Below are 24,383 nucleotides of genomic sequence, written 5' to 3'. Positions count from 1 at the left end.
AGTGCCATATCCGGGGTCACCGCTCGCCCACCCTCCACCTTCCTCATGACTGTTGTGACCCCTGAGAGGATCTGAATAGTGGACCAGCTCATTCAGAATCTGCTGAGCCAGTTCTCCGGTATCGGCACCTATTGCTTCACTCCCTCCCAGATGGACATGGCCGAGTGCTTCGGTTCTGCTGCAAGCATCATCTGGGGGCCGTTCCTGCTGATCCCCCTGCTGTTGGTGACAGGTCTGTACCTGACCATCCGGTTGGGTTTTGTGCAGCTCATCAAATTGGGCCCCTCCTTGCGCCTGGCGCTGTTCGAGCGCAAGGACAAGGACGCACCTGGCGGTGACATCTCACAATTCCAGGCCCTGACCACGGCTCTTGCGGCCACTGTGGGTACGGGAAACATTGTGGGTGTGGCCACCGCCATCTCCATCGGCGGCCCCGGCGCGCTGTTCTGGATGTGGGTCACGGGTGTGCTGGGCATGGCCTCCAAGTACTCGGAAGCCTTCCTGGGTGTTCGCTTCCGCACCACGGATGCCAAGGGAGAGATTTCCGGTGGCCCGCAGTACTACCTGCAGCGCGGCATTCCCAATGGATTCGGTAAGTTCCTGGCGCTGTTCTTTGCCATTGCCGCCGTACTGGCCTCTTTCGGCATTGGCAACATGACGCAGGGCAACTCGATCTCCAGCAACGTGGTGGCTTCCTTTGACATCCCCACCCGGGCAACCGGTGCCATTCTGGCGGTTCTGACCCTGGCCGTTCTGGTCGGCGGTATCAAGTCCATCGGCCGTGTGACCTCTGCTTTTGTCCCGTTCATGATCGTGTTTTACGTGCTGGGCGCCCTGTTCATCCTGCTGGTCAACGTGGCAGACATCCCCGCCGCCATTGCCCTGATCTTCACCGATGCCTTCTCCGGGACGGCAGCCGTGGGTGGTTTTGCCGGGTCTGCCATCATCTTGGCCATCCAGATGGGTGTGGCTCGCGGCATGTTCTCCAATGAATCCGGTATGGGTTCTGCGGCCATTGCTGCTGCCTCCGCCCAGACCACGCACCCCGTGCGTCAGGGCTTGGTGTCCATGACCCAGACCTTCATTGACACCATCATCGTGGTCTCCTGCACCGGACTGGTCATCATCACCACGGGTGTGTGGCAAGAAGGCAGCGAGTTTGCCGCCACCATGACCGGTGAAGCCTTCAGCCACGGTCTGCCGGGCGAATGGGGCCACATCATCGTGACCCTGGGGCTGGTCATGTTTGCCTACTCCACCATTCTGGGCTGGGCCTACTACGGCGAGCGCTGCATGGAGCGCCTGTTCGGCCGCGGTGGTGTGATGCCTTACCGCATCTTCTACTCCTGCGTGGTGTATGTGGGAGCCACCATTCCCCTGGAAGCCGTGTGGAACTTTGCGGACGTCATGAACGGTCTGATGGCCCTGCCCAACCTGCTGGGCTTGATCATCCTCTCCGGCCTGGTGGTCCGTGAGACCAGGTACTACCTCAAGAACGACCCCAAGTTGCGGGCGGGCAAGTCGGAGGTGGACCTGTTCATGCGTGGCCATGACGGTGGTATCGACACCTACGAGATCACGGGACGCTGACTGCGTCGTCGTCATTCTGATGGCCCCCGGTCACCCCTGTGGTGAGTGGGGGCCATCAGCATATGGTGGGCTCATGACTGCTCTGCAACAGCCGCTCGCGCTGGCCAATGACTCCGGAATTGCAACTGTGTACCAACAGGGAGCCCACGTGGCCTCCTGGACGCCGGCTCGGCAGGATCCCGTGCTGTTTCTCTCCCGCCAGGCGCACTTTGTGGAGGGCAAAGCCATCCGCGGGGGCGTGCCCATTTGTTTTCCGTGGTTCGGTCCCGGACGTCACGGAGACCGGACTCCCGCACACGGTTACGCACGCACCACCCCGTGGTACCTGGATTCTTCCGACGACGCCGTGGCGGTGTTCTCCCTGAGTCAGGACGACTTTTCCCAGGAGGCCCGTGCTGCTTTCCCTCATGCGTTCGCCTGCCGCTACACCGTGACAGTGGGTGCGGAGCTGAAGCTGGAACTGGCCACCACCAACACGGGCGATCAACCACTGGAGATTGAAGAAGCCCTGCACACCTACCTGGCCGTAGGCGACATCCGCTCTGTCACGGTTGAAGGGCTGGACGGTGTGGACTACGTGGACAAGGTGAGCGGGGAGGACACGGTGACCCAGGACGGTGCCGTGACGTTCACCGGTGAGACGGACCGGGTGTATCGCAGCGGTGAAACCCTGACGGTGCTGGACCCCCTGCTGGGCCGCAAGCTGCACATCACCATGGAGGGCGCTGCCAACACGGTGGTGTGGAATCCGTGGACGGAGAAGGCACGCGCCATGGGGGATTTTGCAGATGAAGAGTGGACCCAGATGCTCTGCGTGGAAGGCGCCAATGCCTTGAATGACTACGTGACCGTGGCACCGGGGGATACCCACCGGATCAGCTACAAGATCGCGGTGGAATCCCTGGAGTGAGCGGCGGCAGGGCGGGCGGCGGCTCCATAAGGCGGGTGACGGCTCCACACGATGGAGAAATGTGAATGGACAACGTCCCGTGGAACCGGCGTGCGGCCGGTGCCACGGGACGTTGTGTCTGGTGAGAGTTTGAATCAGGTGGGACGCTGACAGCGGGGAGGGGCTGCTGACCTAGTGACCTGCTGGCTGACCGTGGGGTCAGTCGCGGCGATCAGTCCTTGGACTGCAGCACCAGTGCCAGCCCAATGGCGGTCAGCCACACGTCCTTTGACAGTGGAGTGCCCTCCTGAGTTGGGCGAATACCATCCTCCTGCGTCATCTGGTCATTGTTGAAGTACATGCTCAACATGCCGGCGGAGAACGCAGTCAGGGCAATGCCGGCCAAACGCTTGGAGACGAACGGCGTCAGCAGCAGCCCACCGATGGCAGCCTCAGAGATCCACAGGAACTGGCCAAAAGTCTTGGCATCCCATTCCTTGAACTGCGGAATACCGGTGGCAGCCATGCCCTGCAGGTGCTCATAGACCTCAGTGGGGGCATCTTTTTTGCCCAAGCCGGACTGCAGAAGATATGCACCGGAAACGCCACGCAGAATTGCGTTGGACAGTCGCATGTGGGGTGTCCTTTCAGACTGGGGGCGGGCATTTTGGGCCCGATTTCCTTCACGGTACCAGTTGGTCCTGCACCCGTTCTGGGCGCCTGGGTTCTGAGTGGAAGTGCAATGTGTGGTGGTGGGGGCTGGTTCCGGGGCGTGGATGATGGACTCCGGCGCGGCTGGCCTGAGTTGGTACGCAAATGGCCACGGATCGAGGCGGTTCTTGGTCTTTTGCGTACCGAATGAGGGCAAATGCGTACTAGAGGAGGGCAAATGCGTACCGCAGGTGGAAGCACGACGACGGAGCGGGTGCTCCGCCACGGCTGGGGTTCCAGTTTGAAGTGTTCCACGTCATGGCAGGTGCCAATGCCTCTCGTGTAGGCTTCACGGGTTGCACATGGCACTGCTCTGAGAGGCAGGCGCACCGTGAAGATTCGGGCGTCGTCGTCGTGAAGAAGAGTCCGTATCCAGGACCACAGGGCAGGCAGCGCGTCGAACATTCCTGACGGCCCCGTTCAGTACGGCATCGGGCGGAACGCATACGTTTCCGCATGGCCGCGCGGGCTCGGAATCGGATCGGCGCACCCGGCTGACGGACTTGTCCGCCGGGACATCCGATCGAAAGTGCGAACTTCCTCTTGACTACCTTTGTTGACCTCGGCGTGCCCGAGGCCCTTGCCCGTGTGCTCTCCCAGCAGGGAATCACCCAGGCTTTCCCCATCCAATCCAAGACCCTGCCTGATTCGCTGGCGGGGCGTGACGTGCTCGGCCGGGGCCGCACCGGTTCCGGCAAGACCGTTGCTTTTGCGCTGCCACTGGTGGCTCGCCTGGCCGGGTTGACTCCGGGCGCCGCCAAGGCCGCGCGGCGCCCCAACCGGCCCACCGGCCTGGTGCTGGCGCCAACCCGCGAACTGGCAACTCAGATCGACCGCACAGTCGCCCCGCTGGCCGCTGCCGCCGGGCTGAACACCACCGTCATCTACGGCGGCGTCTCCCAGAAACACCAAGAACGCGCACTGGCAGCCGGTGCGGACATTGTGGTGGCCTGCCCCGGACGCCTGGAAGACCTGCTGAAACAGGGCGTTCTCACGCTCGACGACGTTCAGGTGACGGTCATTGATGAAGCCGACCACATGGCTGACATGGGCTTTTTGCCTGTGGTGACACGAATCCTCAAACAGACTCCGCATGCCGGCCAACGCCTGCTGTTCTCCGCCACCCTGGACGGTGGAGTGGACGTTCTGGTCAAGAAGTTCCTGGAGAGCCCGGTCACCCACTCCGTGGATGCCCCCAAGGCTGCGGTGTCCACCATGGAACACCACGTCCTGGTGGTTGACCCGGACGCCAAACAAGCCCTCATTGAGACTCTGGCATCCGGGACCGGACGGCGAGTGATGTTCACCCGCACCAAGTACCGGGCCAAGAAGATGGCCAAGAAGCTCTCCCAGGTGGGTGTTCCCGCCGTGGACCTGCACGGCAACCTGTCCCAAAACGCCCGCGACCGCAACCTGGAGGCATTCTCCACGGGTGAGGTGCGGGTACTGGTGGCCACGGACGTTGCCGCCCGCGGCGTGCACGTGGACGATGTGGAGCTGGTGGTTCACATTGATCCCCCCGCCGAGCACAAGTCTTACCTGCACCGTTCCGGGCGGACCGCTCGTGCAGGCGCCGAGGGACAGGTCATCACCATCTCCACCACGGAGGAACAGCGTGATGTTCAGAAGCTGATGAAGCAAGCCGGAGTCACGGCTGAAGTTTCTCAGGTCACCGTGGATTCGCCCGTGGTGGCCGAGCTGGTGGGTGAGCGCGCCGAGCGTGTTGCCTACGTGCCGCCGGCCAAGCAGTCCAACACCGGTGGTCAGGGTTCGGGCCGCAAGCCCCGCCAGGGCATGGGCAAGAACTCGGGCCAGCGCTCTGAACAAACCCGTGGTTCTGCCCGGTCCGACCGTTCTGCACGTTCCGGTCGTTCCGGTGGGCGCGGTCAGGGTGGTCGCACAGCTGCAGACGGCTCCCGCTCCGGTGCTCCGCGCGGTCGCGGTGGCCAGAATGGCCAGGGCGACTCGAACGGTCAGAACGGCCGTCGAGGTGACGGCCGTGGCCAGAACCGGGACCAGAACCAGAGCCGCCACCGTACTCAGGGGCGCAACGGACAGCAGTCACGTTCCGCCGGTGCGAGCGCAGGCCAGCGCCGTTCGGATTCGGCTGCCACGGCCGTGAACTTGCACACCACGGGTTCATCCGCAGCGGACCGCTCCACGCAGGCTGCCGCACGACGTCGTAACCGCCGTGCCGGTGCAACCACCGGAGCCCCTTCGGGCCGCTGACGCCCACGCCCATCACACCGTCGATTCCCCCATCTCAGCGCGTTTTGAGCCGCTAGGAGGTGGGGAATCGACGTCTTTGTGGGAGTTCGACCAGTTTGGAGCCATCGAGCTTCAGCCGGTCACAAGGCGGTAGGCCAACGTGGAGGTCAGCGCAAACCGTATCTGGGGGTCGCCCACGTCTGGTCCGAGTTGTTCAAAGAGCTCAGAGGACAACGACCCCAAGACCAGATTCCACGCGGCTAGAGCTCCGACGACCATCCTGGCAGGAATGCCCGCCAAGGCTGGATCAGACATCAGATCGCGGACAGCGGCGGTGGCCAGATCGTTGTCATAGCGCGCGGGTGAGTTCTTCGGTTCATGGGTGGCAACCTGAGCGGCATGGATGTCATGGACCAGGGTGATCAGAAGGTTGAGCACCATGTTTCCGGGTTCGTTGGTGACCTCCGCAGGGGCGTGGTAGTCCGGCACGGGAGATCCGTAGAGGAGCGCATAGTCGTGGGGGTGGGCCACCGCCCAGTTTCGGAAGGTCGTGGTGATGGCCGTCCAGCGGGCGTGGTGGTCACTGCGGCTCACGGCCGCTTCTGCTTGACGGACTTCTTCACCCAGCTCCCGGTAGGTAGTGGTGATCAGCGTGGTGAGAAGGTCATCGCGGCTGCTGATGTAGCGAAATAGTGCGGACGGTGCCAGACCCATGTCCCTGGCGATGGCCCGTAAGGACAGTGCTGCTGCGCCGTGTTGCGCCAAGTGCGATCGGGCGGTTGTCAGGAGCAAGACCTCCACCTCGGCTCTGTTCTGAGCGCGTTTTCCGGGAGGGTTCTGTGCAGCCACATTCCCAGCTTAAAGGGAAGTTCACCCAAATAAGTGAACGGTGTTCTTGTTTTGCCTGGCACATACTGGTTCACTGATGTGTGAACACTGTTCACGCATTGGAGGCGGTCATGAAATCGGTGGGGATTCTTGGTGCTGGGGCCACGGGGCGGCTTGTGGCGGATCTGCTGGTGAAACGCGGTCACCACGTCACGTTGGTGAGTCGATCCGGGCGGTTTCCCAGGGGTGGGTATGAGTCGGCCGTTGCTGACGTCAGGGACTCGGCTCAGCTGTCCCGAGTGTTGAGCGGCAGCGCGCAAGGGGCTGGGGGCTGTGACATTGTGGTCAACGCTGTGAACCCTGCCTCCTACACGGCCTGGCAACGTGACTGGCCACCTATGGCTGAAGGGATCGCGGAGGCTTGCCGCCAGTTGGGCGCAGGGTTGGTGACGGTGGGCAATCTTTACGCCTATGGCCGCGTGAACACTCCTATGACGGAAGACCAGCCGGTGGCCGCCAACGGCGCCAAGGGAACAGTGCGCGCCGCAATGTGGGAACAGGCACTGGAGCAGCATCGTTCAGGCGCGACCCCCGCCGTCGAAGTGCGTGCCTCTGACTATTTTGGTGCCACTGCAGGTCCGGGTGTCAGCCTGCTCATGGACTACGTCCTCCGTCCGGTGGCCCAGGGGAAGACCGCGTGGGTTCCGGTGGGGAGTCTGGATGCGGCCCACTCCTGGACGTATTTGCCAGACATTGCCCGACTGGTGGCTGACTTGGTGGATTCTGATCAGGCTGGGAGGCGTTGGGGCCGGGTGTGGCATGTGCCCACGGCTGAGGCGCGCAGCATGCGGGAGGTCTCGGACGACGTCGCTCGACTGGCTGAGCGGGAACCGGCCCGCATTCGTCGCGTGCCGTCGCCGATCATGGCAGCTGCTCGGGTGCACCCGTTGGTTCGGGCTCTGGATGAGACTCGGCACCAGTTTGAATTGCCGTGGATAGTGGACTCCACCGCCGCCCAAAGTGAGTTCGGCTGGGGCCCCACCAACTGGCAGTGCGCACTGCGGGAAACCTTGGCGGATTAGGGCACCCACACCGTCGATTCCCCATCTCAGTGCGTTTTCAGCCGCTAGGAGGTGGGGAATCGACGTCTTTGTGGGAGCTCGACACTCGGGTGGGAAGTGGGCGGACACAGGCGGGTAGAGCCCGGGTGGTTACGGCCAGTTGACGGTCAGAATCTCTCCGGCCGGACGCCGGGTGGCGCCGTGCTCCAGATTCTGCGTGGCAGGACCGTCGGCGCGGGGCAGATCCGGAATGAGCGGACCCACCTGGCGGATGTGCTCCAACGTGACGTCCGTGTGGGCTTCAACCGGCACAAATCCCGGCTCCGGGTCTACCGGTTTGTCCCCTGGGACAAGGATCACCGGCATACCGGCGGCCACTGCCGACTGTGCTCCGGCCAGCGAATCCTCCAGGGCAATGCAGTCCTCAGCTGCGCACATCAGGCGCTCGGCACCCATCTGATACGGCTCTGCGGCAGGCTTGGGGTTCTCCACATCTTCCCGGGAGACCACCGCGCGGATGTTCTCCGTCAGGGCCGCAGCGGTGGTGGTGACCACGGAGGCCAGCGCGTTGGTGACCAGCGCGGCGGGAATGCGCTCCAGCCGCAGCTCCTCCAGAAGTTCGGGGATGCCCGGGATCAAGGGGACGTCGTCGCGGATGGCATCCACCACATGGGCTCCGATTTTCTCCGTGATCTCCTGGACGTCGTCGTCGGCGCCGCGGTCCACCATCATTTGGGCGGAGAACTGCACCGTTTGGCCCAGGCCCGCGTGATCGTCCTGGGTGGTCCATTCCTGACCATATTCGGCGGCCACGGCGCGCTTGGCCGCAGCCCACTCGGGTTCGGTGTTGACCGCAGTGCCGTCGTGATCCAGCAGCACCGCCTTGGGCCAGGAAGCGCGTTGCGGGTCCAGCCACTGCAGCAAGGACAGCGTGACTTGCCGATGGTCGTTGACGTGCACGGCACCGTGAGTTGGGTCAACGGGAACGGCGCCCGGCAGCACCACAACCACCATGCCCGCGGCCTGGGCTGCAGCCACTCCGGACGGAGAATCTTCCAGCACCACGCATTCGGAGGGATCCACACGCAAGCGGCGCGCAGCTTCCAGATAGCCTTCCGGGGACGGCTTGGGGGCCACTCCACCTTCGGCTTCTTCATTGCCGATGACGACGTCGAACATCCCCTCCGGGGCCAATGTTGCGGTGTATTCACCCATCTCACGGGCGGCATTGGTCACAATTGCAGTGGGCAGACCGGCATCCGCAATCTCCTGGAGCAATTCGGGTATACCCGGGATGAGTTCAGGCGGAGAGGCTTGAACTTCCTCCGCAGAAACGCGCATGAGTTCGCTGATCAGGGCGTCGTCGGAGAGTTCGGTGACGCCGTTGGTGCGGAGGCGATCCACGGTGACCCGAGCCGGGAGGCCGATGGTCTCCAGTGTGTCGGTTTCACTCCAGGTCCCACCGTTTTCTGCGGCGAATCGAGCTTTTGCTCGGCCCCAGATGGGTTCGGTGTCCACGAGGGTGCCGTCGTGGTCAAAAAGGACTGCCTGGGGAAAAGTGCGCGGCGACATGCTGTCACCCTATCGGGACACCTTCCACGGGCGCGCATTCGTTGCAGCGATCCGGCTCAACCGCGCAACATCCCCTCACAGTCTCCTGCTTGCGCGCATTTTTGTGCTGGTGCGTGCTCCTTCTGTTCGGCGTCACGCTGGTCGGAGGGAGGAATGGGGCCGTGCCCCAGAACTTCATGGTCAACGTGATCTGCCGGCTCCAGCTGAAACGTGGCGTGCTCCACGGACACCGGGAAGTGCTCAGCCGCGCAGGACTGAAGGGCATCCAGGATGCCGGGGGCACCGCCGTCGTGAAAAACAGCGTCCTCAACCACAATGTGAGCGGTCAGGACGGGCACCCCGGTGGCCACCAGGGAGGCGTGAAGATCATGTACTGCCACCACTCGCGGCACGGTCTCCAGGTGCGCCGCCACCTCTTCAAGGTCCAGGCCGCGGGGCGCCGATTCCATCAGGACGGAGCCGGACTCCCGCAGAATGCGGGCTGCCCGGGGAATGATCAGGAGGGCAATCAGCATGCCCGCCACGGCGTCGGCCCCGGTCCAGCCGGTGGTGGCGATGACCACGGCGGCCACGATCACGGCCACCGAGCCCAGGGCATCATTGAGAACTTCCAGGAAAGCAGCACGCATGTTGAGGGAGTTTTGGCGTGCGGCGGTGAGCACCAGTAAGGATGCGATGTTTGCCAGCAGCCCCACCACACCGATCACACCCAGCAGCACGACGTCGAACTCTTCAGCGGGGGCGGGGGAGGCCAGACGTTGGATGCCCTCGACCATGGCGTAGATGCCCACGGCCAAAAGCACCGTGGCTTGCGCTCCGGCGGCAATGATTTCTGCGCGTAACCATCCCCAGCTGCGCCGCGAGGAGCGCGGACGAGTGATCAGGATGGAGGCAAACAGGGCCATGAGAAGTCCCACCGAGTCCACAGCCATATGAGCGGAATCCACCAGCAGCGCCAGGGAACCCGTCAGGACGGCCCCCACAATCTGGGCGATCAGAACGGTGGTGGTGATGGTGAAGGCGATGGCCAGCCTGGTGCGGGAGGAGGCAGCTAGATCATGGCTGTGGGAATGGCTTTCCTGCGATGACATATTAGAAAAATAGCATATATATGTTCAGGTGTGCTGACATGTGCTGTACGCCGCAGGTCAGGAGGGCGGGGATTCGGGGGATGGGAGGTGCTGTGTGACACGACGTGGCTGTGTTGTCGGCGCAGGTTCGTAGAATTGAGCCATGCCAACCGACCCTGTGGCCATGACTCGCTCATCTGACTCCGCGCCTGAATCTGATGGGGATTTTCCGGTGATCTTCACGGATCGCCGCGGTGGCGTGGTGCAGAAAGTGGTGCCCGTTGTGGCTCCATTCGTACCTTTGGTGCTGGCGGCTTGGCTGGTGTTGGCTTCCGTGCCTCTGGGTGGTCCCGGTGAGCGTGCCTTCATCTGGCTCGGTGCATTGGCTGCGCCCTTGGGGCTCCTGTTGTGGATTTCTGCGGCATTGGTCTTGATGGAGTCGGCTCACCACAGGCCGCGCCTGGCGGCTCCCGTGACCACCATCCTGACGATCTGCGCGTGGGTTGGTGCTGTGGTCCTGGGCTTTTTCCTACCGGACCTCATTGATGGCCGGGGTCAGTCCTTGTTCATGGCGGCGGCAGGCCCCGATGCCGTGGGGTTGAGCGCCGGGTTTGCTAATACGGTGGGGGTTTTGACCTTCGCGGCTGCCGCCGGTGCGGTCCTCAGTGCCGCACTGGATGTGCGGGCCACCAAAGCACGCTTGCGCGGCGACACTCTGGAACTCGATCCCGATGAAGAGGACCGCTTGCGCCAGCAGTGGGTCAGCTCTTTTCGTGACCCGGCCGAGTTCGCCCGGGAATACGGGGAATCCCGATGATCGGTATTCGTAAGGCGGTGCGGGACGGTCTGGTGCCACCACCTGCGGGTGCGGAGACTGCTGACCACCGCGACAGCGGCTTGTGGACCATCCCAAATCTGTTCACTCTGCTGCGCTTTGTGTTGATCATCCCGGCCGTGGCTTCCATCTTCTTCATTGATGAACGCCCATGGCTGCCGTTGACCTTGGTGGCAATTTTCAGTCTGACGGACTGGGTGGACGGTTTCTTGGCCCGCCTGCTGGATCAGTACAGCGCGATCGGTGCCAAATTCGACCCCCTGGCGGACCGGTTGGGTCTGGGCCTGGTGGTGATAGCTCTTGCGTGGGAGGGGCTTTTGCCCTGGTGGGCCATTGTGATCATTGCCAGCGTGGATCTGATGCTGCTGGTGATCATCCTGGTCCTGGATGCCCATGACGCCATGAAGGTCAATTGGATCGGCAAATTCCGCACGGCCTTGACCATGGTGGGAGTAGTGGCGGTCCTGGCCGGTCCCGCCTTTGCGCAGCCTGCACTCGGAGTCATTGGTGTGGTGTGCGTGGAAGTTGGCGCGTTCATTCACATCATCACGGGTGTGATGTACGTGCGCCTGGCTTGGCTGGGGCGCCGTCGTTTCCGCGGGTAGCCAGGCCCCGGGGCGTGATCCGGCGCCTGGGCCGCTGGGGCCAGAGCTTTTGACGCGCGGAGTGCGCTTTAGAGCACGTGGAAACGCATCTGCCGCGTTCAAAGAGTTTCCGGTGGTGCTCGGCGCATGGGTGGGCTGAGTTGACGCGCATCACATTGTAATTTTTGAGTGCTTCTAGCGAAAGAAAGTTGATACCAGTAGACTCAACTATGAAATAGGCACCACTCCAACTGTTGGTCTGTTGGTGCCACGAGCACCGGCGAACCATCAGACAAGGAGTGACATGGACACCAAGCTCACCACACGCTCGCAAGAGGCCGTCAGCACCGCAGCCACGGAAGCATCTGCAGCAGGTAATCCCCAGATTGAACCCATCCATCTACTCAAGGCACTGGTGGAGCAGCGCGACGGCGTAGCGGACGCCGTTCTCTCCGCTGCCGGTGTGGACGTGGCAGCCTTGGCGGGCCAGACCGCCCGGGCGGTGTCCGCCCTGCCTTCTGCAACCGGTTCCACTGCGGCGCAGGCTCAGTTCAACCGCGCAAGCCTTGCGGTGATCCAAACTGCTGAAAAATTTGCGCAAAGTTTGGGAGATGAATACGTCTCCACCGAGCACCTGCTCTACGGCTTGGCGGAGGTGGACAGTTCCGCATCCAATCTCTTGGCTGAGGCGGGCGCCACGGCCAAAGTCATCAAGGACACCATTCCGGCCGTTCGCGGCGACCGACGCGTGACCAGCCCGGACCCAGAGGGCACCTTCCAAGCTCTGGAAAAATACGGCACTGATCTGACGGCCATCGCTCGTGAGGGCAAGCTGGACCCCGTGATCGGCCGTGACTCGGAGATCCGCCGGGTGGTGCAGGTGCTCTCGCGCCGGACCAAGAACAACCCCGTGCTGATCGGTGAACCGGGAGTGGGGAAGACCGCCGTCGTTGAGGGGCTGGCCCAGCGCATGGTTGAGGGGGATGTCCCGGAGACTTTGCGCGGCAAGACCCTGATCAGCCTGGACCTGGGGTCCATGGTGGCCGGGGCCAAGTACCGCGGCGAGTTCGAGGAACGCTTGAAGGCCGTCCTGGATGAAATCAAGGGTTCAGAGGGCCAAGTGGTGACCTTCATTGACGAACTGCACACCGTAGTGGGTGCCGGTGGTTCCTCAGACGGGTCCATGGATGCCGGCAACATGCTCAAGCCCATGCTGGCCCGCGGTGAACTGCGCCTGATCGGTGCCACCACCCTGGACGAGTACCGGGAAAACATTGAGAAGGATGCCGCACTGGAGCGGCGCTTCCAGCAGGTCTATGTGGGGGAGCCGTCGGTGGAGGACACCGTGGCCATCCTGCGCGGACTCAAAGAACGGTATGAAGCCCACCACAAGGTGCAGATTGCCGATTCTGCTTTGGTGGCCGCAGCCTCCCTGTCCAACCGGTTCATTCCGGGGCGCCAGCTGCCGGACAAGGCCATTGATCTGGTGGATGAGGCCGCATCCAGGTTGCGCATGGAAATTGATTCCGCACCGGAGGAGATTGACCAGCTGCGCCGTCAGGTGGACCGCCTGACCATGGAGGAGTTGGCACTGAAGGATGAAACCGACCCTGCCTCCGTGGAGCGTCTGGCTGCGTTGCGCAAGGACAAGGCGGACAAGCAGGCGGAGCTGGATTCCTTGAACGCCCGATGGGAACAGGAAAAAGCCGGCCTGAACCGTGTGGGTGACCTCAAAGCCAAGATCGACGAACTGCGTTCCCAGGCCGAACGTGCCCAACGTGGCGGCGATCTTGGCGAGGCATCGCGTCTGCTGTACGGGGAAATCCCCGGCCTGCAGAAACAGCTGGATGTGGCGCAGGAACAGGAAAGTGCTGAAGCTGATCGTGAATCCATGGTGTCTGAGGAGGTCACCGCGGATGACATTGCTGAAGTGATCTCCGCCTGGACTGGCATCCCCGCCGGGCGCATGTTGCAGGGCGAAACCGAAAAGCTCATGCACATGGAGGAGCGTCTGGGGCAGCGGTTGATCGGCCAGGCGGAGGCCGTGGTGGCTGTGGCAGATGCCGTGCGGCGTTCCCGCGCCGGGATCGCGGATCCGGATCGGCCCATCGGATCGTTCCTGTTCTTGGGTCCCACGGGCGTGGGCAAAACCGAGTTGGCCAAGTCGCTGGCTGAATTCCAGTTCGACGACGAACGCGCGTTGATTCGCATTGACATGTCCGAGTACGCGGAGAAGCACTCTGTGGCTCGACTGGTCGGTGCCCCTCCCGGTTACGTCGGCTATGAGGAGGGCGGACAGCTGACGGAAGCCGTGCGGCGTCGTCCGTATTCGGTGGTGCTGCTGGATGAAGTGGAGAAGGCCCACCCGGAGGTCTTTGACATCTTGCTGCAGGTGCTGGATGACGGCAGGCTGACGGATGGTCAGGGCCGCACCGTGGATTTCCGCAACACCATCCTGATCTTGACCTCCAACTTGGGTAGTCAATTTCTGGTTGATCCAGCCCTGGATGATCGCGCCAAGAAGGACGCCGTGATGAACGTGGTCAATGCTTCCTTCAAGCCGGAGTTCCTGAACCGGTTGGATGAAGTGATCATGTTTGACCCGCTCTCCACGGAGGATCTGTCCAAGATCGTGGACATTCAGATTCGCCACCTGGCGCAGCGTTTGGCGCAGCGCCGGTTGCGCCTGGATGTCACTCCAGCGGCCACGGAGTGGCTGGGTCTGGCTGGATATGATCCCGCCTACGGTGCCCGTCCGCTGCGGCGCCTGGTCCAGCGTGAGATTGGCGACAAACTGGCCAAGGGTCTGCTCTCGGGCGCCATCACGGATGGTGACACCGTGCGGGTGGACGTCAATCCTGATGTGGCGGAGGACGGCTTGATTGTCACGGCTGGTGATGATGCAGACCAGACTCAGCCGGGCGGCGTCGTTGACACCGAAGATCAGGGCGGGGACCAGCACGCACAGGGGTGAGCCGTGCGCGGCTCGGCACCTGGGTGTTCGCAGATTGCGGATGCATGGGAGTCGAGCCGCGCGGCGCGAACGTGTACGCTGGGGCCACGACACAGACTGAAAACAACCGGGGCCGTATTGTGTGCCAAACGTACCGCCGACCGGGACCGAGAGACAGAGGGGGTCACGCTCATGGGGCGCGGCCGTCAAAAGGCGAAGGCAACGCGACAAGCGCGGGAGATGAAATACTTCAGCCCGCAGACCGATTACTCCGCCCTGCAACGGGAATTACGGCAGTCCGGTAACAGCGGACCGGCGGTGACTCCCTACAGTGATGACTTCACCGATGGTGATGACTACTCGGAGGATTCGGGGTACGACTCCGACGACGACTACCGCTGACGCGCTGTAAAAAAAGGGGGGCCACCTGGTGGCCCCCCTTTTTCCTGCCCTCCTCCCCCGCCGAAATCATGGTTTGACCCAATTTTTGGGCTCTTTTTCCAGCCAAACCATGATTTCGGCGGAGGGGAAGGGGGAAGGGGAGGGCGGGTTAGCTGGTGTAGGTGCCCGTCATGTGGACCACCCCGCCGTCCACGCCCTTGGCGCCCTGAACCCAGTCGGGGCCAGTGCCCATTGCAGCCGGGTCCGTTGCCTCCACGGAACCCAAGATCCAGGCGGGCACTCCACGCTCTTCCAAGTGTTTGACAGCTGCATCCGCCACGGAGCCATCCACCACCGCGATCATGCCGACCCCTAGATTTAGCGTCCGCTCCAGATCGGCCAGTGGAACATTGCCCAACGTGGAGACCAGCTGGAACACCGGGGGCAGGGACCAGGTGCCTCGGTCCACCGTGGCGGTGAGGCCCGCCGGAAGCACGCGGGCCAGGTTGGCTGCCAGACCACCACCGGTCACATGCGTGAAGGCTCGAACACCGTGACCGGTCTGTCCGGAGGAGTCATTGACGGGGAAGGTGCTTGCCAGATCCAGCACATCAGCGGCGTACACGCGGGTGGGCTCCAGGAGCTCTTCACCCAGGGAGCGGCCCAGCTCCGGAACGTCACGGTCCAAGGACCAACCGGCCACACTCACCACGCGGCGTACCAGCGAATAGCCGTTGGAGTGCAGCCCGGAGGAAGCCATCCCGATCAGCACATCACCGGCGGCCACACGGTGGGGTCCCAGCAACTCATCGGCTTCCACCACACCGGTGGCAGCGCCTGCGACGTCGTACTCATCCGGTCGCAGCAAGCCCGGATGTTCCGCAGTTTCCCCACCCACCAGAGCTGTTCCGGCGGCGGAGCAGGCGCCGGCGATACCGCGGACAATGTCAGCCACCCGCTCCGGAACAACTTTGCCGGTGGCAATGTAATCGGTCATGAACAGCGGTTTGGCGCCAACCACCACGATGTCGTCAACCACCATGCCCACCAGATCCCACCCGATGGTGTGGTGAACATCCAAAGCCTGCGCAATGGCCACTTTGGTGCCCACCCCGTCCGTGGAGGTCGCCAGATAGGGCCGCCGGTAGCCGGTCAGGGCGGAAGCATCGAACAACCCGGCAAAACCGCCAACGCCACCGATCACCTGATCACTGTGCGTTGCCTTGATCGCCGATTTCATCAGCTCGACGGCGCGGTCCCCGGCCTCTACGTCCACACCCGATTCGGCGTAGGTGATGGACTGCTGGGAGTTGGTGGGTTCGGTCACCGCGGTGTCCTCACTGCTCGGTGGCGGGCTGGGCGGAATGAATTTCGACGTCGTTGGCTGCAGCCGGGAGGCTGGGCCTGCGGCGGGTCTCCACCACGGACTTGCCCAGGTCCTCAGCGGCTGGAAGCTGCGTTGGATAACGTCCGGAGAAGCACGCGGTGCACAGTTCATGGGGCTTCTGTTGCGTGGCCGCCACCATGCCGTCTTCGGAAATGTAGCCCAGTGAGTCGGCACCTAATGACTCGCGGATGTCCTCCACGGCCAGCCCATTGGCAATCAGCTCGGCCCGGGAGGCAAAGTCAATGCCGTAGAAGCACGGCCATTTGATGGGCGGTGAGGAAATCCGGACGTGAATCTCTGCCGCACCTGCTTCCCGCAGCATCCGCACCAGCGCCCGTTGGGTGTTCCCCCGGACAATGGAGTCATCCACCACCACCAGGCGTTTGCCTGCCACCACGTCTTTGAGCGGATTGAGTTTGAGCCGGATGCCCAACTGCCGGATGGTGTCCGAGGGCTGGATGAAGGTGCGCCCCACGTAGGCGTTCTTGACCAGGCCGTTGCCGAACGGAATCCCGGAGGCTTCCGCGTAACCAATGGCTGCGGGGGTGCCGGATTCCGGGGTTGGCATGACCAGGTCCGCCTCCACGGTATGTTCATGGGCCAGTTGGCGGCCCATCTCCACGCGGGATTCGTACACGGAGCGTCCGTGAATGGAGGTGTCCGGCCTGGCCAGGTAGACGTACTCAAAAACACAGGCGGCCCGCCGGGTTTCGGCAAAGCGTTGGGAGCGCAGGCCGTCCTGGTCAATGGCCAGGAACTCTCCGGGTTCCACCTCGCGGACAAAGGAGGCGCCCACAATGTCCAGGGCTGCGGTTTCTGAGGCCACCACCCACCCGCGTTCCAGGCGTCCCAGCACCAGGGGCCGGATGCCTTGGGGGTCTCGTGCGGCATACAGCGTCTGTTCGTCCATGAAGGTCAGGCAGAAGGAGCCCACCAACTGCGGCAGCAGAGCCATTGCGGCTTCTTCCAAGGACCCGTGGGGGTGCTCGGCCAGCAGGGAAGTGACCAACGCGGTGTCGGTGGTGTTGCCCATGGCCATTTCACCGCGGGAGGGGAACCCTGACTTGTCAATCAGTGAGTCGTACAGATTGGCCGAGTTGGTCAGGTTCCCGTTGTGAGCCAGGGCCACGGTGCCGTGCGGGGTGCCGCCCAGTGTGGGCTGGGCATTGGCCCAGTGCGAACCACCTGTGGTGGAGTAGCGGCAGTGCCCCACGGCAATGTGTCCGGTCAGGGTGTTGAGCGTGGCTTCATCAAAAACTTGGGAGACCAGCCCCATGTCCTTGTAGACGTTGATCCGGGAACCCGTTGAGGTGGCAATGCCTGCGGACTCCTGCCCGCGATGTTGCAGCGCGTACAGGCCGTAGTAGGCCAGTTTGGCAACGTCTTCCCCCGGGGCCCAGACGCCGAACACACCGCATTCGTCCTGGGGTGATTTTTCACCGGGGTAAGTTTCAAAACTCAGCTTTCCATCGGGGCGCGCCACGGCGTCAGTCTCTCACGTCCGGAGCCGTGGTGGGAGCCTGCGGATCTGGGTCCCCACCCCTGTCCTGCTCCGGTTCGGTGGCCCGGTGCGCTGTGGAATGGATCTGAACCTGGGCATCCAGTTCTTGTGCCCGTTTCAGGGACATGCGATCCAGAATCAACGCGACGACGGCGCCCACGGAGAAACCCAGAAGCGTGAAAATGGCGATCATGTAGCCCACCACCTGGCCGGTGGTGAACATGGCATTGCCTGCGCCGAAAACTCCCACGAAGAGGCCCAGAACAGCGCCCAGGGCACCTCCCAAGATCAGGAAGACGGGCAGCTTGGGTGCTCGGCGGTACGTGACGGTCTCTGAACGGTGCGAGTTGTGCGCGGTCTCCGCTGGCTCGGGGTGGGAATCCAGCGGGTTGTTCTCAGAGTGCTGTTGGTTGGGCTGATCGGCGGGAACCATGAAGGCCAGCTTAACGCGACTTGCCGGGTTCCTTCTGAGGGTTTCCGGTCCTGGGTGGTGCGGGTTCCGCAGCGATCAGGAGCCGGGGAACAGTGTTCAGGAGCCGGTGAACAAGGGCAGTACCGTCTCCAACTCCGCGCGGGTGCCGGAGGCGTTGACCGCCCCGCTGGCCAGCGCTTGGTCCCAGGTCAGCCGCCCCGTGACGAGTTTCAGCCACGTGGCGGCATCTGTTTCCACCACATTGGGCGGTGTGCCACGGGTGTGCCGCGGCCCGGGGATGCACTGGGTGACCCCAAAGGGCGGTACCCGGACCTCCACGCTGTTGCCGGGGACGCGCTCGCCCAGTTCCTCCAGGGTGAAGCGCACTGCGGTGGCCAGGGTCTTGCGGTCCACGGGCGCCATCACGGCCGTGCCCGGGGCGGCATCCTCCGGCTCGGAGGTGGGCATTGCCTGCCGCCAGGCCGCCAGAGCCAGGGTGCCGTCCGCCGGATCAATACGACGCCGTCCCATCAGGTGGCAGACTCCCCACCGGCGGCCAGGGGGGCATCTGAACTCCCCGCGTGATCCGTACGGGGTGGTTCTGAGCCCTGGGACTCGGAGTCGCGACCAGTCAGATGCTCCACCGCTGTCAGCGCTCCGTCCCCGAGTTCAAAGGCCCCCACGGTCAGATCGCCGCCCAGGACGGGCGGGGTCAGGCGTTGTGCAACCGTCCGCGCCGCTACGGCGTCCACTGCGCCCGCGGCAATCAACAGTTCCAGACCCACCAGGTGGTTTGCTCGCCCGCTGCCGTCCAGTGACTTGATGACTACAGACACGCCACCTTGGGTGGCCAAACACAGCACACCCTCCGCGCCGAATTTGGCCAGTACTCCCAGCTCTTCCATGACCACCGTGTTGGCCCGCCCCGGGGCATGCACAAATTCGGGGTAGTCCAGCATGGCGGTGGCCACCGTGGCCAGGCGGGCATCTGCCTGAATGTTGTACGCAGCTGCACCCAAGGCTGAATACATCCGGCCCAGTTCGGTCAGGGTGATTGCGGGCAGCGGTGCACCGCACCCGTCCGTACCGATCAGACGCGGTTCGGCACCGGCAAATTGGGTGATGGTTTCCACCACCTCCCGCTGGAGGGGATGACGCGGGTCCAAATAGGTTTCTGTGTCCCACTGGCTCTCCACGCACGCGGCCAAAAATGCGGCGTGCTTCCCGGAACAGGCGTAGTTCAGGGGGGAACCGGCGTCGTCGGCGGAGGCAGGGCGACCCCTGCGGTCCGCGGCAGGGCAGCGGAGGGCGGACTCATCCAGCCCCACCTTGGCCAAGATGCTGCGTACGGAAGCGATCTGCTCATCGGTGGCCTGGTGTGAACCGGAGGCCACCGCAATCTGGTCCCACTGGATGGGGGCACCTGCGGTCAGGGAGGCGGCGGTCTGAAAGGGTTTCAGGGCGGAACGGGCAAAAATGGGGGCCTGCGCGTCCCCCAGAACCGCCAGAGTCTGACCATCAGGGGCCGTGACCACGGCGGCACCCAGATGCCGTGACTCCACCAAGCCGCTGCGGCGTACACGGGCCAACTCCACAGTGCCGTTGACGGCGAGTCCAATGTCAAGATCTGATCCGGGCCGAGGATCTGGTGCGGGGGATTCCTGGGTGGTCATGGCTCCAGTATCCAGCACTGTTGCCCTGCGCGTGGACCGCCAACAGGCATGCCGCGCGGCGCAATCCCGGTCCGTGCAATTAGGCTGTTGATCGTGAAAACTCTGGTGATCGGTCCCGGCGGTCGTGAACACGCCATTGTCCGCGCGCTGCTGCGCGATCCCGCAGTCCAGGAGGTTCACGCCGCCCCCGGGAACGCGGGCATGGCTGCGGAAGTCCCGGTGCACCCGCTGGACACCAACGACGCCGCCGCCACCGTGGAGCTGGCCCGCTCACTGAGCGCTGATCTGGTGGTCATTGGCCCGGAGGTTCCGCTGGTGGCCGGAGTTGCAGATGCGCTACGTGAGGCCGGGTTTGCGGTCTTCGGCCCGTCGGCTCGGGCTGCGGTGCTGGAAGGCTCCAAGTCTTTTGCCAAGGAGATCATGGCAGCCGCGCAGGTGCCCACCGCGGCAGCCCACACGTGCTTCACAGCCGGGCAGGTGACTGCTGCCTTGGAGGAGTTCGGAGCCCCGTACGTGGTCAAGGACGACGGCCTTGCCGCAGGTAAGGGTGTGGTGGTGACGCAGGATCAGCAGGAGGCCGCCGAACACGCGGCGGCCTGTTTTGCTGCGGGTGGCCACGTGGTCATCGAGGAGTTCTTGGACGGCCCGGAGGTGTCCCTGTTTGTGCTCAGCGACGGCGCAGACGTGGTGGCCCTGTCTCCGGCGCAGGATTTCAAGCGGATTTTTGACGGGGATCAGGGCCCCAACACCGGCGGCATGGGGGCCTACACCCCCTTGGAGTGGTTGCCGGATGACTTTGTGGAGGAAGTCCTGGAGACCGTTGCCCGTCCAGTGGTTCAGGAACTAGCCCTGCGCGGTACCCCGTTCAACGGAGTCCTGTACTGCGGGTTGGCGGTTACCCCGCGCGGTATCCGGGTGATTGAGTTCAACGTGCGCTTTGGGGACCCGGAAACGCAGTCCGTGCTGGCCAGACTTGATTCCCCCCTGGGGCAGGTGCTTTTGGCCGCGGCCAACGGTCAGTTGGCAGGCAGCCAGCACCTGCCACTGCGGTGGAAGCCGCAGACGTCGGTGAACGTCGTCGTTGCTTCCCAGGGGTATCCCCAGACCTCCCGCAAGGGCGATGTGATCACGGGGCTGGAGCGCGCCGCGGCCCTGGAGGGGGTGTCCGTGGTGCACGCAGGCACGGCCTTTGACCAGCAGGGCCAGGTGGTGGCCGACGGCGGACGCGTGCTGTCCGTGGTGGCCCTGGGGCACACCCTGGATCAAGCGCGGGAGCGGGCCTACGCCGGGATTCAAGAGATTGGACTGGAAGGCTCCCAACACCGCACGGACATTGCTGCACGAGCGGCCCGTGGGGACATCACCGTTCCGGCCCAAAGCCAGGAGTGACACATCATGACAGCTGAGCCCATGCCCACCGTCCTGCCCGATGGCAGGCCCGAACACCCGGTGTTCCCCGGGCACCCGGCACCCCCTCAGCTGGACGGGTGGACGCACGTGTATTCCGGCAAGGTCCGGGAACTCTACGTCCCGGAGGACGACCGCATGGTGGCCACGGGGACCTCCCTGGACGACGACGCCGAATACCGCGCCGGCTGTGTGCTGGTGCTGGCCACGGATCGTCTGTCTGCATTCGACCAGGTGTTGGTCACGGAGATCCCGGACAAGGGCATTGTGTTGACGCAAATGTCCCTGTGGTGGTTCAACCAACTCGCGGAAGTTCCCAATCATGTGCTGAGCACCAACGTTCCGGCTGAAGTGGCGGGGCGGGCCATGGTCTGCAAGAACCTCTCGATGTTCCCCATTGAGGGGATCGTTCGCGGTTACCTCACCGGTTCAGGGCTCAAGGACTATCGCGCTTCCGGCCAGATCTGCGGGATTGAATTGCCCGATGGCCTGGTGGACGGCTCACGGCTGCAGTCTCCGATCTTCACCCCCACAGGCAAAGCCGAGGTGGGGGAGCACGATGAACCCATCACCTTTGAGGAAATGGTGGATGGCATGGGGCGAGCGGTGTCGGAGCGACTGCGGGAGCTTTCCTTGCAGATCTACTCCCGGGCAGAGGAAATCGCCCGGGAACGCGGCATCATCTTGGCGGACACCAAACTGGAATACGGGCTGGATTCCTACCGCGGCGCCATCACGCTGGGAGATGAGGTCTTGACCCCGGATTCCAGCCGGTTCTGGGCGGCCGAGACATGGCGGCCGGGCCAGGCACAGCCGTCCTTTGACAAGCAGTTTGTCCGGGATTGGTTGCGCTCTGAGAACTCCGGCTGGTCCGGTGACGGGCCAACCCCGCCGCTTCCGCAGGACGTGGTGGAGAAAACCCGCAGCCGTTACATTGAAGGCTACGAACGCCTCACCGGTTTGAGTTTTGATGCTGCCGGCCCGTTTGCCTGACGCCGGTACAGCCAAGATTCTTGAGCTTTTTGTTCAAACCTGGACCAAAGTCCATGGTGCACGCGGACACTGACTCGGATACTTCTTGTGAGCGTTGCCCGGGACGACCAGATTCGGGCAAAGCGATTCGGTGAGGAACATGGTGTTTTGCTACCGGGGCGTTCCACCCCTCGGGCTGACAGCAGATGCGGTGTCCGGATCGTGAAGCTCCGGAAGGGTCTTTTGGACTGCTGATGCTCTCCCCATCGGCACCCGGTTCTTTGGACGCCGCCCAAGGCTTGGATCCCCTTGTGGAATGGCGCTGAACCAAGACCATCTGAGGTGGAACGCTGAGCGGCTCCTTCGGCCCACGAAGGAGCCGCTCCATCTTGTCCACGGGAACACGGCCCCATCCACATGTCCTGGACGGTGCGCCTGTTCTGCCCGGTGAGCCCGCTCTGAGCAGTTAGCTTGTGCTGGGGTTATACGCCTAAAAGTGTGTAGGGCAGGCCCCTGGATCCCAACCAGTAGTAGGGCAACACCAGCCTTGACATGCTTTGAGAGCATGTCAGGTGCCCCTTCCACGAAACAGACCCACCTGTGGTGTATACACCCGCCCCCTGGTCAAAAACGGCACCACCAGCGCTGGTTCCACCGGCTACCAGTGCATACCCTGTGGCTAACCCGCAAGCCGTGCGCAGTTTGATACCTCGTCAGGGCTGATGGGGTATCAAACTGCGCACGGCTTGCGAGGGTTAGGTGTCTATGGAAGCTGGGAAGGCACGGTGGGATCAGTTCTTCCGCTACCGCACCTACCCCGGGTCTCACCGGGCCCCATCGGCTCAGATCACCCCGAACGCAGCCTCACTGAACACCCCCACGACCCCTGGGACCTTGTCAGAGAAGAACACTGGACCCCACTACGACCACAGCACACGCAACGAGAGGAACAGATCGGGCCAGTGCTCTACAACACCGGGTTCAGTCCCGAAGACGGCAACCGCTTCCAACACGACTGGGCAGGACGCTGGCGCCCATAACACGCCCGGGATTTACACACATTTTGGCGTTATAACCCTTGTGTTGACCGGTGAGTTCCCCCAAATGCGCCGAGTTCCCACGGTATGGCGCTCATATCTGCAATCAGATGGGGAGTGGGGGAGCTGTGAAAACGGTGGCCTCGCTCAGTGTTGAGCGGGGCCACCGTTGTGGTGATCTCACCGAATGGTCGGGATGACAGGATTTGAACCTGCGACCTCCTCGTCCCGAACGAGGCGCGCTACCAAGCTGCGCCACATCCCGATGTGGCACCGGGGTACTTCCGACCCGCGGGCAACCCGATCATCATACGGGGTGCCCAACGGGATGTGAAATCAGCGGCAGGACTGTTCAGGCCCTTGCCGTCAGGGTCATGAGGACAGCCTCCGGCGGACAGAACAGCCTGACCGGGGCAAATCGGGACTCACCCAGACCGGCCGAAATCTGCACGGGTACCCCACCCTGTGCGGTCACGCCTTTGCAACGGGATGGCTCAAGGTCGCAGTTGCTCACCAAAGCGCGGCCTCCCGGTAAACACACCTGCCCACCGTGGGTGTGGCCGGCCACGATCAGATCGGCACCATCTGCGGCAAACCGGTTCAAGGTCCGCAGATAGGGTGCGTGCGTCAGACCCAACCGCAAGGAGGACTCCGCAGCGGTGTCCGCTCGGTGGAACTGCCCCAGCCCGCTGCCAGGCTCGCTGGAGGGTAAGAAACCTGGGTGCTGGTCATAACCCAGATGTGGGTCATCCACACCGGAAACCTCCAGCACGTGCCGGCCAACCCGCAGGCGGTCCGCTCGATTGATCACACCCACCCAGCCGGCGTCGTCGAAGGCGCGGTGCATGCGCTGCCAGGGGAGGATACGGGCTTCCATGCGATCTTCCCCGGCGGTGGACCCTTTCCAGAGGTAGCGCGCAGGGTTCTTGAGCATGGGGGCGAAATAACAATTGGAGCCCGGAACATAAAGTCCCGGGAAAGCAAAAAGTGGCTCCAGGATCTCCAACAGATACGGCAGGGCATCCATGTGGGAGAGATTGTCCCCGGTGTCCAACACCAGGTCCGGCTCCAGTTCGGCCAGGCCGTGAACAAACTTCTTTTTGGCCGTCTGGCCGGGCACCGTGTGGAGATCGGAGATGTGGAGCACTCGCAAGTCGGGACTACCAGGTGCCAAAACCGGAAGGGTCTCCGTGCGGACACGAAAACGCCTGCGTTCCCCGAACACCGCCCAGCCGGTGACAGCAGCGCCGGAAACGGCCGTGGCCGCCAGGGTGGTGGCGGCCACGGACGCGAGCTTGGCTCCAGCGGACAT

At 63.4% G+C, this 24,383-nt stretch carries 20 protein-coding genes and 1 tRNA gene; 10 read left to right on the top strand and 11 right to left on the bottom strand.

Annotation, left to right across the window (positions count from 1 at the left end):
* The first annotated feature begins 150 nt into the window (after positions 1-150).
* Both Q4G32_RS07505 and Q4G32_RS07500 read left to right on the top strand, forming a co-directional pair.
* Positions 151-1,590, top strand: a complete 1,440-nt coding sequence (locus Q4G32_RS07505; RefSeq protein WP_303350584.1) for an alanine/glycine:cation symporter family protein — start codon at positions 151-153, stop codon at positions 1,588-1,590.
* 73 nt (positions 1,591-1,663) lie between these two features.
* Positions 1,664-2,500, top strand: a complete 837-nt coding sequence (locus Q4G32_RS07500) for a D-hexose-6-phosphate mutarotase (protein ID WP_303350462.1) — start codon at positions 1,664-1,666, stop codon at positions 2,498-2,500.
* 211 nt (positions 2,501-2,711) lie between these two features.
* On the opposite strand, the gene Q4G32_RS07495 is transcribed toward Q4G32_RS07500, so the two are convergent.
* Complete coding sequence (locus Q4G32_RS07495) at positions 2,712-3,113, bottom strand: hypothetical protein (RefSeq protein WP_303350461.1); 402 nt, start codon at positions 3,111-3,113, stop codon at positions 2,712-2,714.
* A gap of 620 nt (positions 3,114-3,733) precedes the next feature.
* Between Q4G32_RS07495 and Q4G32_RS07490 the strand changes: the two genes are divergently transcribed.
* Positions 3,734-5,419: a DEAD/DEAH box helicase gene (locus Q4G32_RS07490; RefSeq protein WP_303350460.1), complete on the top strand. Its 1,686-nt coding sequence runs from the start codon at positions 3,734-3,736 to the stop codon at positions 5,417-5,419.
* Between the two features lie 111 nt (positions 5,420-5,530).
* Here the strand turns inward: Q4G32_RS07490 and Q4G32_RS07485 are convergent, their stop codons facing one another.
* Entirely contained in the window at positions 5,531-6,247 is a 717-nt protein-coding gene (locus tag Q4G32_RS07485; protein WP_303350459.1) for a TetR/AcrR family transcriptional regulator, read from the bottom strand.
* A gap of 80 nt (positions 6,248-6,327) precedes the next feature.
* Between Q4G32_RS07485 and Q4G32_RS07480 the strand changes: the two genes are divergently transcribed.
* Entirely contained in the window at positions 6,328-7,308 is a 981-nt protein-coding gene (locus tag Q4G32_RS07480) for an NAD-dependent epimerase/dehydratase family protein (RefSeq protein WP_303350458.1), read from the top strand.
* 129 nt (positions 7,309-7,437) lie between these two features.
* On the opposite strand, the gene Q4G32_RS07475 is transcribed toward Q4G32_RS07480, so the two are convergent.
* Both Q4G32_RS07475 and Q4G32_RS07470 read right to left on the bottom strand, forming a co-directional pair.
* Positions 7,438-8,859, bottom strand: a complete 1,422-nt coding sequence (locus Q4G32_RS07475; RefSeq protein WP_303350457.1) for an HAD family hydrolase — start codon at positions 8,857-8,859, stop codon at positions 7,438-7,440.
* Between the two features lie 56 nt (positions 8,860-8,915).
* Positions 8,916-9,950 (bottom strand): cation diffusion facilitator family transporter, encoded by a 1,035-nt coding sequence (locus tag Q4G32_RS07470; RefSeq protein WP_303350455.1) that lies wholly within the window; start codon positions 9,948-9,950, stop codon positions 8,916-8,918.
* Positions 9,951-10,092: 142 nt separating this feature from the next.
* On the opposite strand from Q4G32_RS07470, the gene Q4G32_RS07465 reads away from it, so the two are divergent.
* From Q4G32_RS07465 to Q4G32_RS07450, 4 genes are all read left to right on the top strand, one after another.
* Entirely contained in the window at positions 10,093-10,746 is a 654-nt protein-coding gene (locus Q4G32_RS07465; RefSeq protein ID WP_303350454.1) for a hypothetical protein, read from the top strand.
* Positions 10,743-11,369, top strand: coding sequence for a CDP-alcohol phosphatidyltransferase family protein (locus Q4G32_RS07460; RefSeq protein ID WP_303350453.1), 627 nt, complete (start codon positions 10,743-10,745; stop codon positions 11,367-11,369). Before Q4G32_RS07465 ends, Q4G32_RS07460 begins: the two co-directional genes overlap by 4 nt.
* Positions 11,370-11,652: 283 nt before the next feature.
* Positions 11,653-14,322, top strand: a complete 2,670-nt coding sequence (clpB, locus tag Q4G32_RS07455) for an ATP-dependent chaperone ClpB (protein WP_303350452.1) — start codon at positions 11,653-11,655, stop codon at positions 14,320-14,322.
* Between the two features lie 171 nt (positions 14,323-14,493).
* On the top strand, positions 14,494-14,703 hold the full coding sequence (locus tag Q4G32_RS07450; protein ID WP_303350451.1) for a DUF3073 domain-containing protein: 210 nt from the start codon (positions 14,494-14,496) through the stop codon (positions 14,701-14,703).
* A 148-nt stretch (positions 14,704-14,851) separates the two neighbouring features.
* On the opposite strand, the gene purM is transcribed toward Q4G32_RS07450, so the two are convergent.
* The 5 genes from purM to Q4G32_RS07425 form a co-directional block, all read right to left on the bottom strand.
* Positions 14,852-16,009 (bottom strand): phosphoribosylformylglycinamidine cyclo-ligase, encoded by a 1,158-nt coding sequence (purM, locus tag Q4G32_RS07445; protein WP_303350450.1) that lies wholly within the window; start codon positions 16,007-16,009, stop codon positions 14,852-14,854.
* A 10-nt stretch (positions 16,010-16,019) separates the two neighbouring features.
* A complete protein-coding gene (purF, locus tag Q4G32_RS07440) occupies positions 16,020-17,552 on the bottom strand; it encodes an amidophosphoribosyltransferase (RefSeq protein ID WP_303350449.1) in 1,533 nt (510 codons plus the stop codon).
* A gap of 4 nt (positions 17,553-17,556) precedes the next feature.
* Positions 17,557-18,003, bottom strand: coding sequence for a hypothetical protein (locus Q4G32_RS07435; RefSeq protein WP_303350447.1), 447 nt, complete (start codon positions 18,001-18,003; stop codon positions 17,557-17,559).
* Between the two features lie 96 nt (positions 18,004-18,099).
* Complete coding sequence (locus Q4G32_RS07430) at positions 18,100-18,513, bottom strand: sterol carrier family protein (RefSeq protein ID WP_303350445.1); 414 nt, start codon at positions 18,511-18,513, stop codon at positions 18,100-18,102.
* Positions 18,513-19,655, bottom strand: a complete 1,143-nt coding sequence (locus Q4G32_RS07425; RefSeq protein WP_303350443.1) for an asparaginase — start codon at positions 19,653-19,655, stop codon at positions 18,513-18,515. Before Q4G32_RS07425 ends, Q4G32_RS07430 begins: the two co-directional genes overlap by 1 nt.
* A gap of 93 nt (positions 19,656-19,748) precedes the next feature.
* Between Q4G32_RS07425 and purD the strand changes: the two genes are divergently transcribed.
* Positions 19,749-21,044: a phosphoribosylamine--glycine ligase gene (gene purD / locus Q4G32_RS07420; protein WP_303350441.1), complete on the top strand. Its 1,296-nt coding sequence runs from the start codon at positions 19,749-19,751 to the stop codon at positions 21,042-21,044.
* A gap of 21 nt (positions 21,045-21,065) precedes the next feature.
* A complete protein-coding gene (locus Q4G32_RS07415; protein WP_303350583.1) occupies positions 21,066-22,055 on the top strand; it encodes a phosphoribosylaminoimidazolesuccinocarboxamide synthase in 990 nt (329 codons plus the stop codon).
* Positions 22,056-23,259: 1,204 nt separating this feature from the next.
* Here the strand turns inward: Q4G32_RS07415 and Q4G32_RS07405 are convergent.
* Both Q4G32_RS07405 and Q4G32_RS07400 read right to left on the bottom strand, forming a co-directional pair.
* Positions 23,260-23,336: transfer RNA gene (locus tag Q4G32_RS07405), tRNA-Pro, on the bottom strand.
* Positions 23,337-23,423: 87 nt separating this feature from the next.
* Entirely contained in the window at positions 23,424-24,383 is a 960-nt protein-coding gene (locus Q4G32_RS07400; RefSeq protein WP_303350439.1) for a metallophosphoesterase, read from the bottom strand.

This window comes from Kocuria sp., from assembly GCF_030538595.1.
Lineage (GTDB): Bacteria > Actinomycetota > Actinomycetes > Actinomycetales > Micrococcaceae > Kocuria.
This window is presented reverse-complemented; position numbering and strand designations above follow the sequence as displayed.

Bases quoted from the DNA above. Each gene is read 5' to 3' on its own strand.
- Q4G32_RS07500 (WP_303350462.1), top strand. From the start codon at position 1,664: ATGACTGCTCTGCAACAGCCGCTCGCGCTGGCCAATGACTCCGGAATT.
- Q4G32_RS07505 (WP_303350584.1), top strand. From the start codon at position 151: ATGGACATGGCCGAGTGCTTCGGTTCTGCTGCAAGCATCATCTGGGGG.
- Q4G32_RS07450 (WP_303350451.1), top strand. From the start codon at position 14,494: ATGGGGCGCGGCCGTCAAAAGGCGAAGGCAACGCGACAAGCGCGGGAG.
- Q4G32_RS07400 (WP_303350439.1), bottom strand. From the start codon at position 24,383: ATGTCCGCTGGAGCCAAGCTCGCGTCCGTGGCCGCCACCACCCTGGCG.
- Q4G32_RS07470 (WP_303350455.1), bottom strand. From the start codon at position 9,950: ATGTCATCGCAGGAAAGCCATTCCCACAGCCATGATCTAGCTGCCTCC.
- Q4G32_RS07465 (WP_303350454.1), top strand. From the start codon at position 10,093: ATGCCAACCGACCCTGTGGCCATGACTCGCTCATCTGACTCCGCGCCT.
- Q4G32_RS07425 (WP_303350443.1), bottom strand. From the start codon at position 19,655: ATGACCACCCAGGAATCCCCCGCACCAGATCCTCGGCCCGGATCAGAT.
- Q4G32_RS07435 (WP_303350447.1), bottom strand. From the start codon at position 18,003: ATGGTTCCCGCCGATCAGCCCAACCAACAGCACTCTGAGAACAACCCG.
- Q4G32_RS07495 (WP_303350461.1), bottom strand. From the start codon at position 3,113: ATGCGACTGTCCAACGCAATTCTGCGTGGCGTTTCCGGTGCATATCTT.
- Q4G32_RS07415 (WP_303350583.1), top strand. From the start codon at position 21,066: ATGCCCACCGTCCTGCCCGATGGCAGGCCCGAACACCCGGTGTTCCCC.
- clpB (WP_303350452.1), top strand. From the start codon at position 11,653: ATGGACACCAAGCTCACCACACGCTCGCAAGAGGCCGTCAGCACCGCA.
- Q4G32_RS07430 (WP_303350445.1), bottom strand. From the start codon at position 18,513: ATGGGACGGCGTCGTATTGATCCGGCGGACGGCACCCTGGCTCTGGCG.
- Q4G32_RS07460 (WP_303350453.1), top strand. From the start codon at position 10,743: ATGATCGGTATTCGTAAGGCGGTGCGGGACGGTCTGGTGCCACCACCT.
- Q4G32_RS07475 (WP_303350457.1), bottom strand. From the start codon at position 8,859: ATGTCGCCGCGCACTTTTCCCCAGGCAGTCCTTTTTGACCACGACGGC.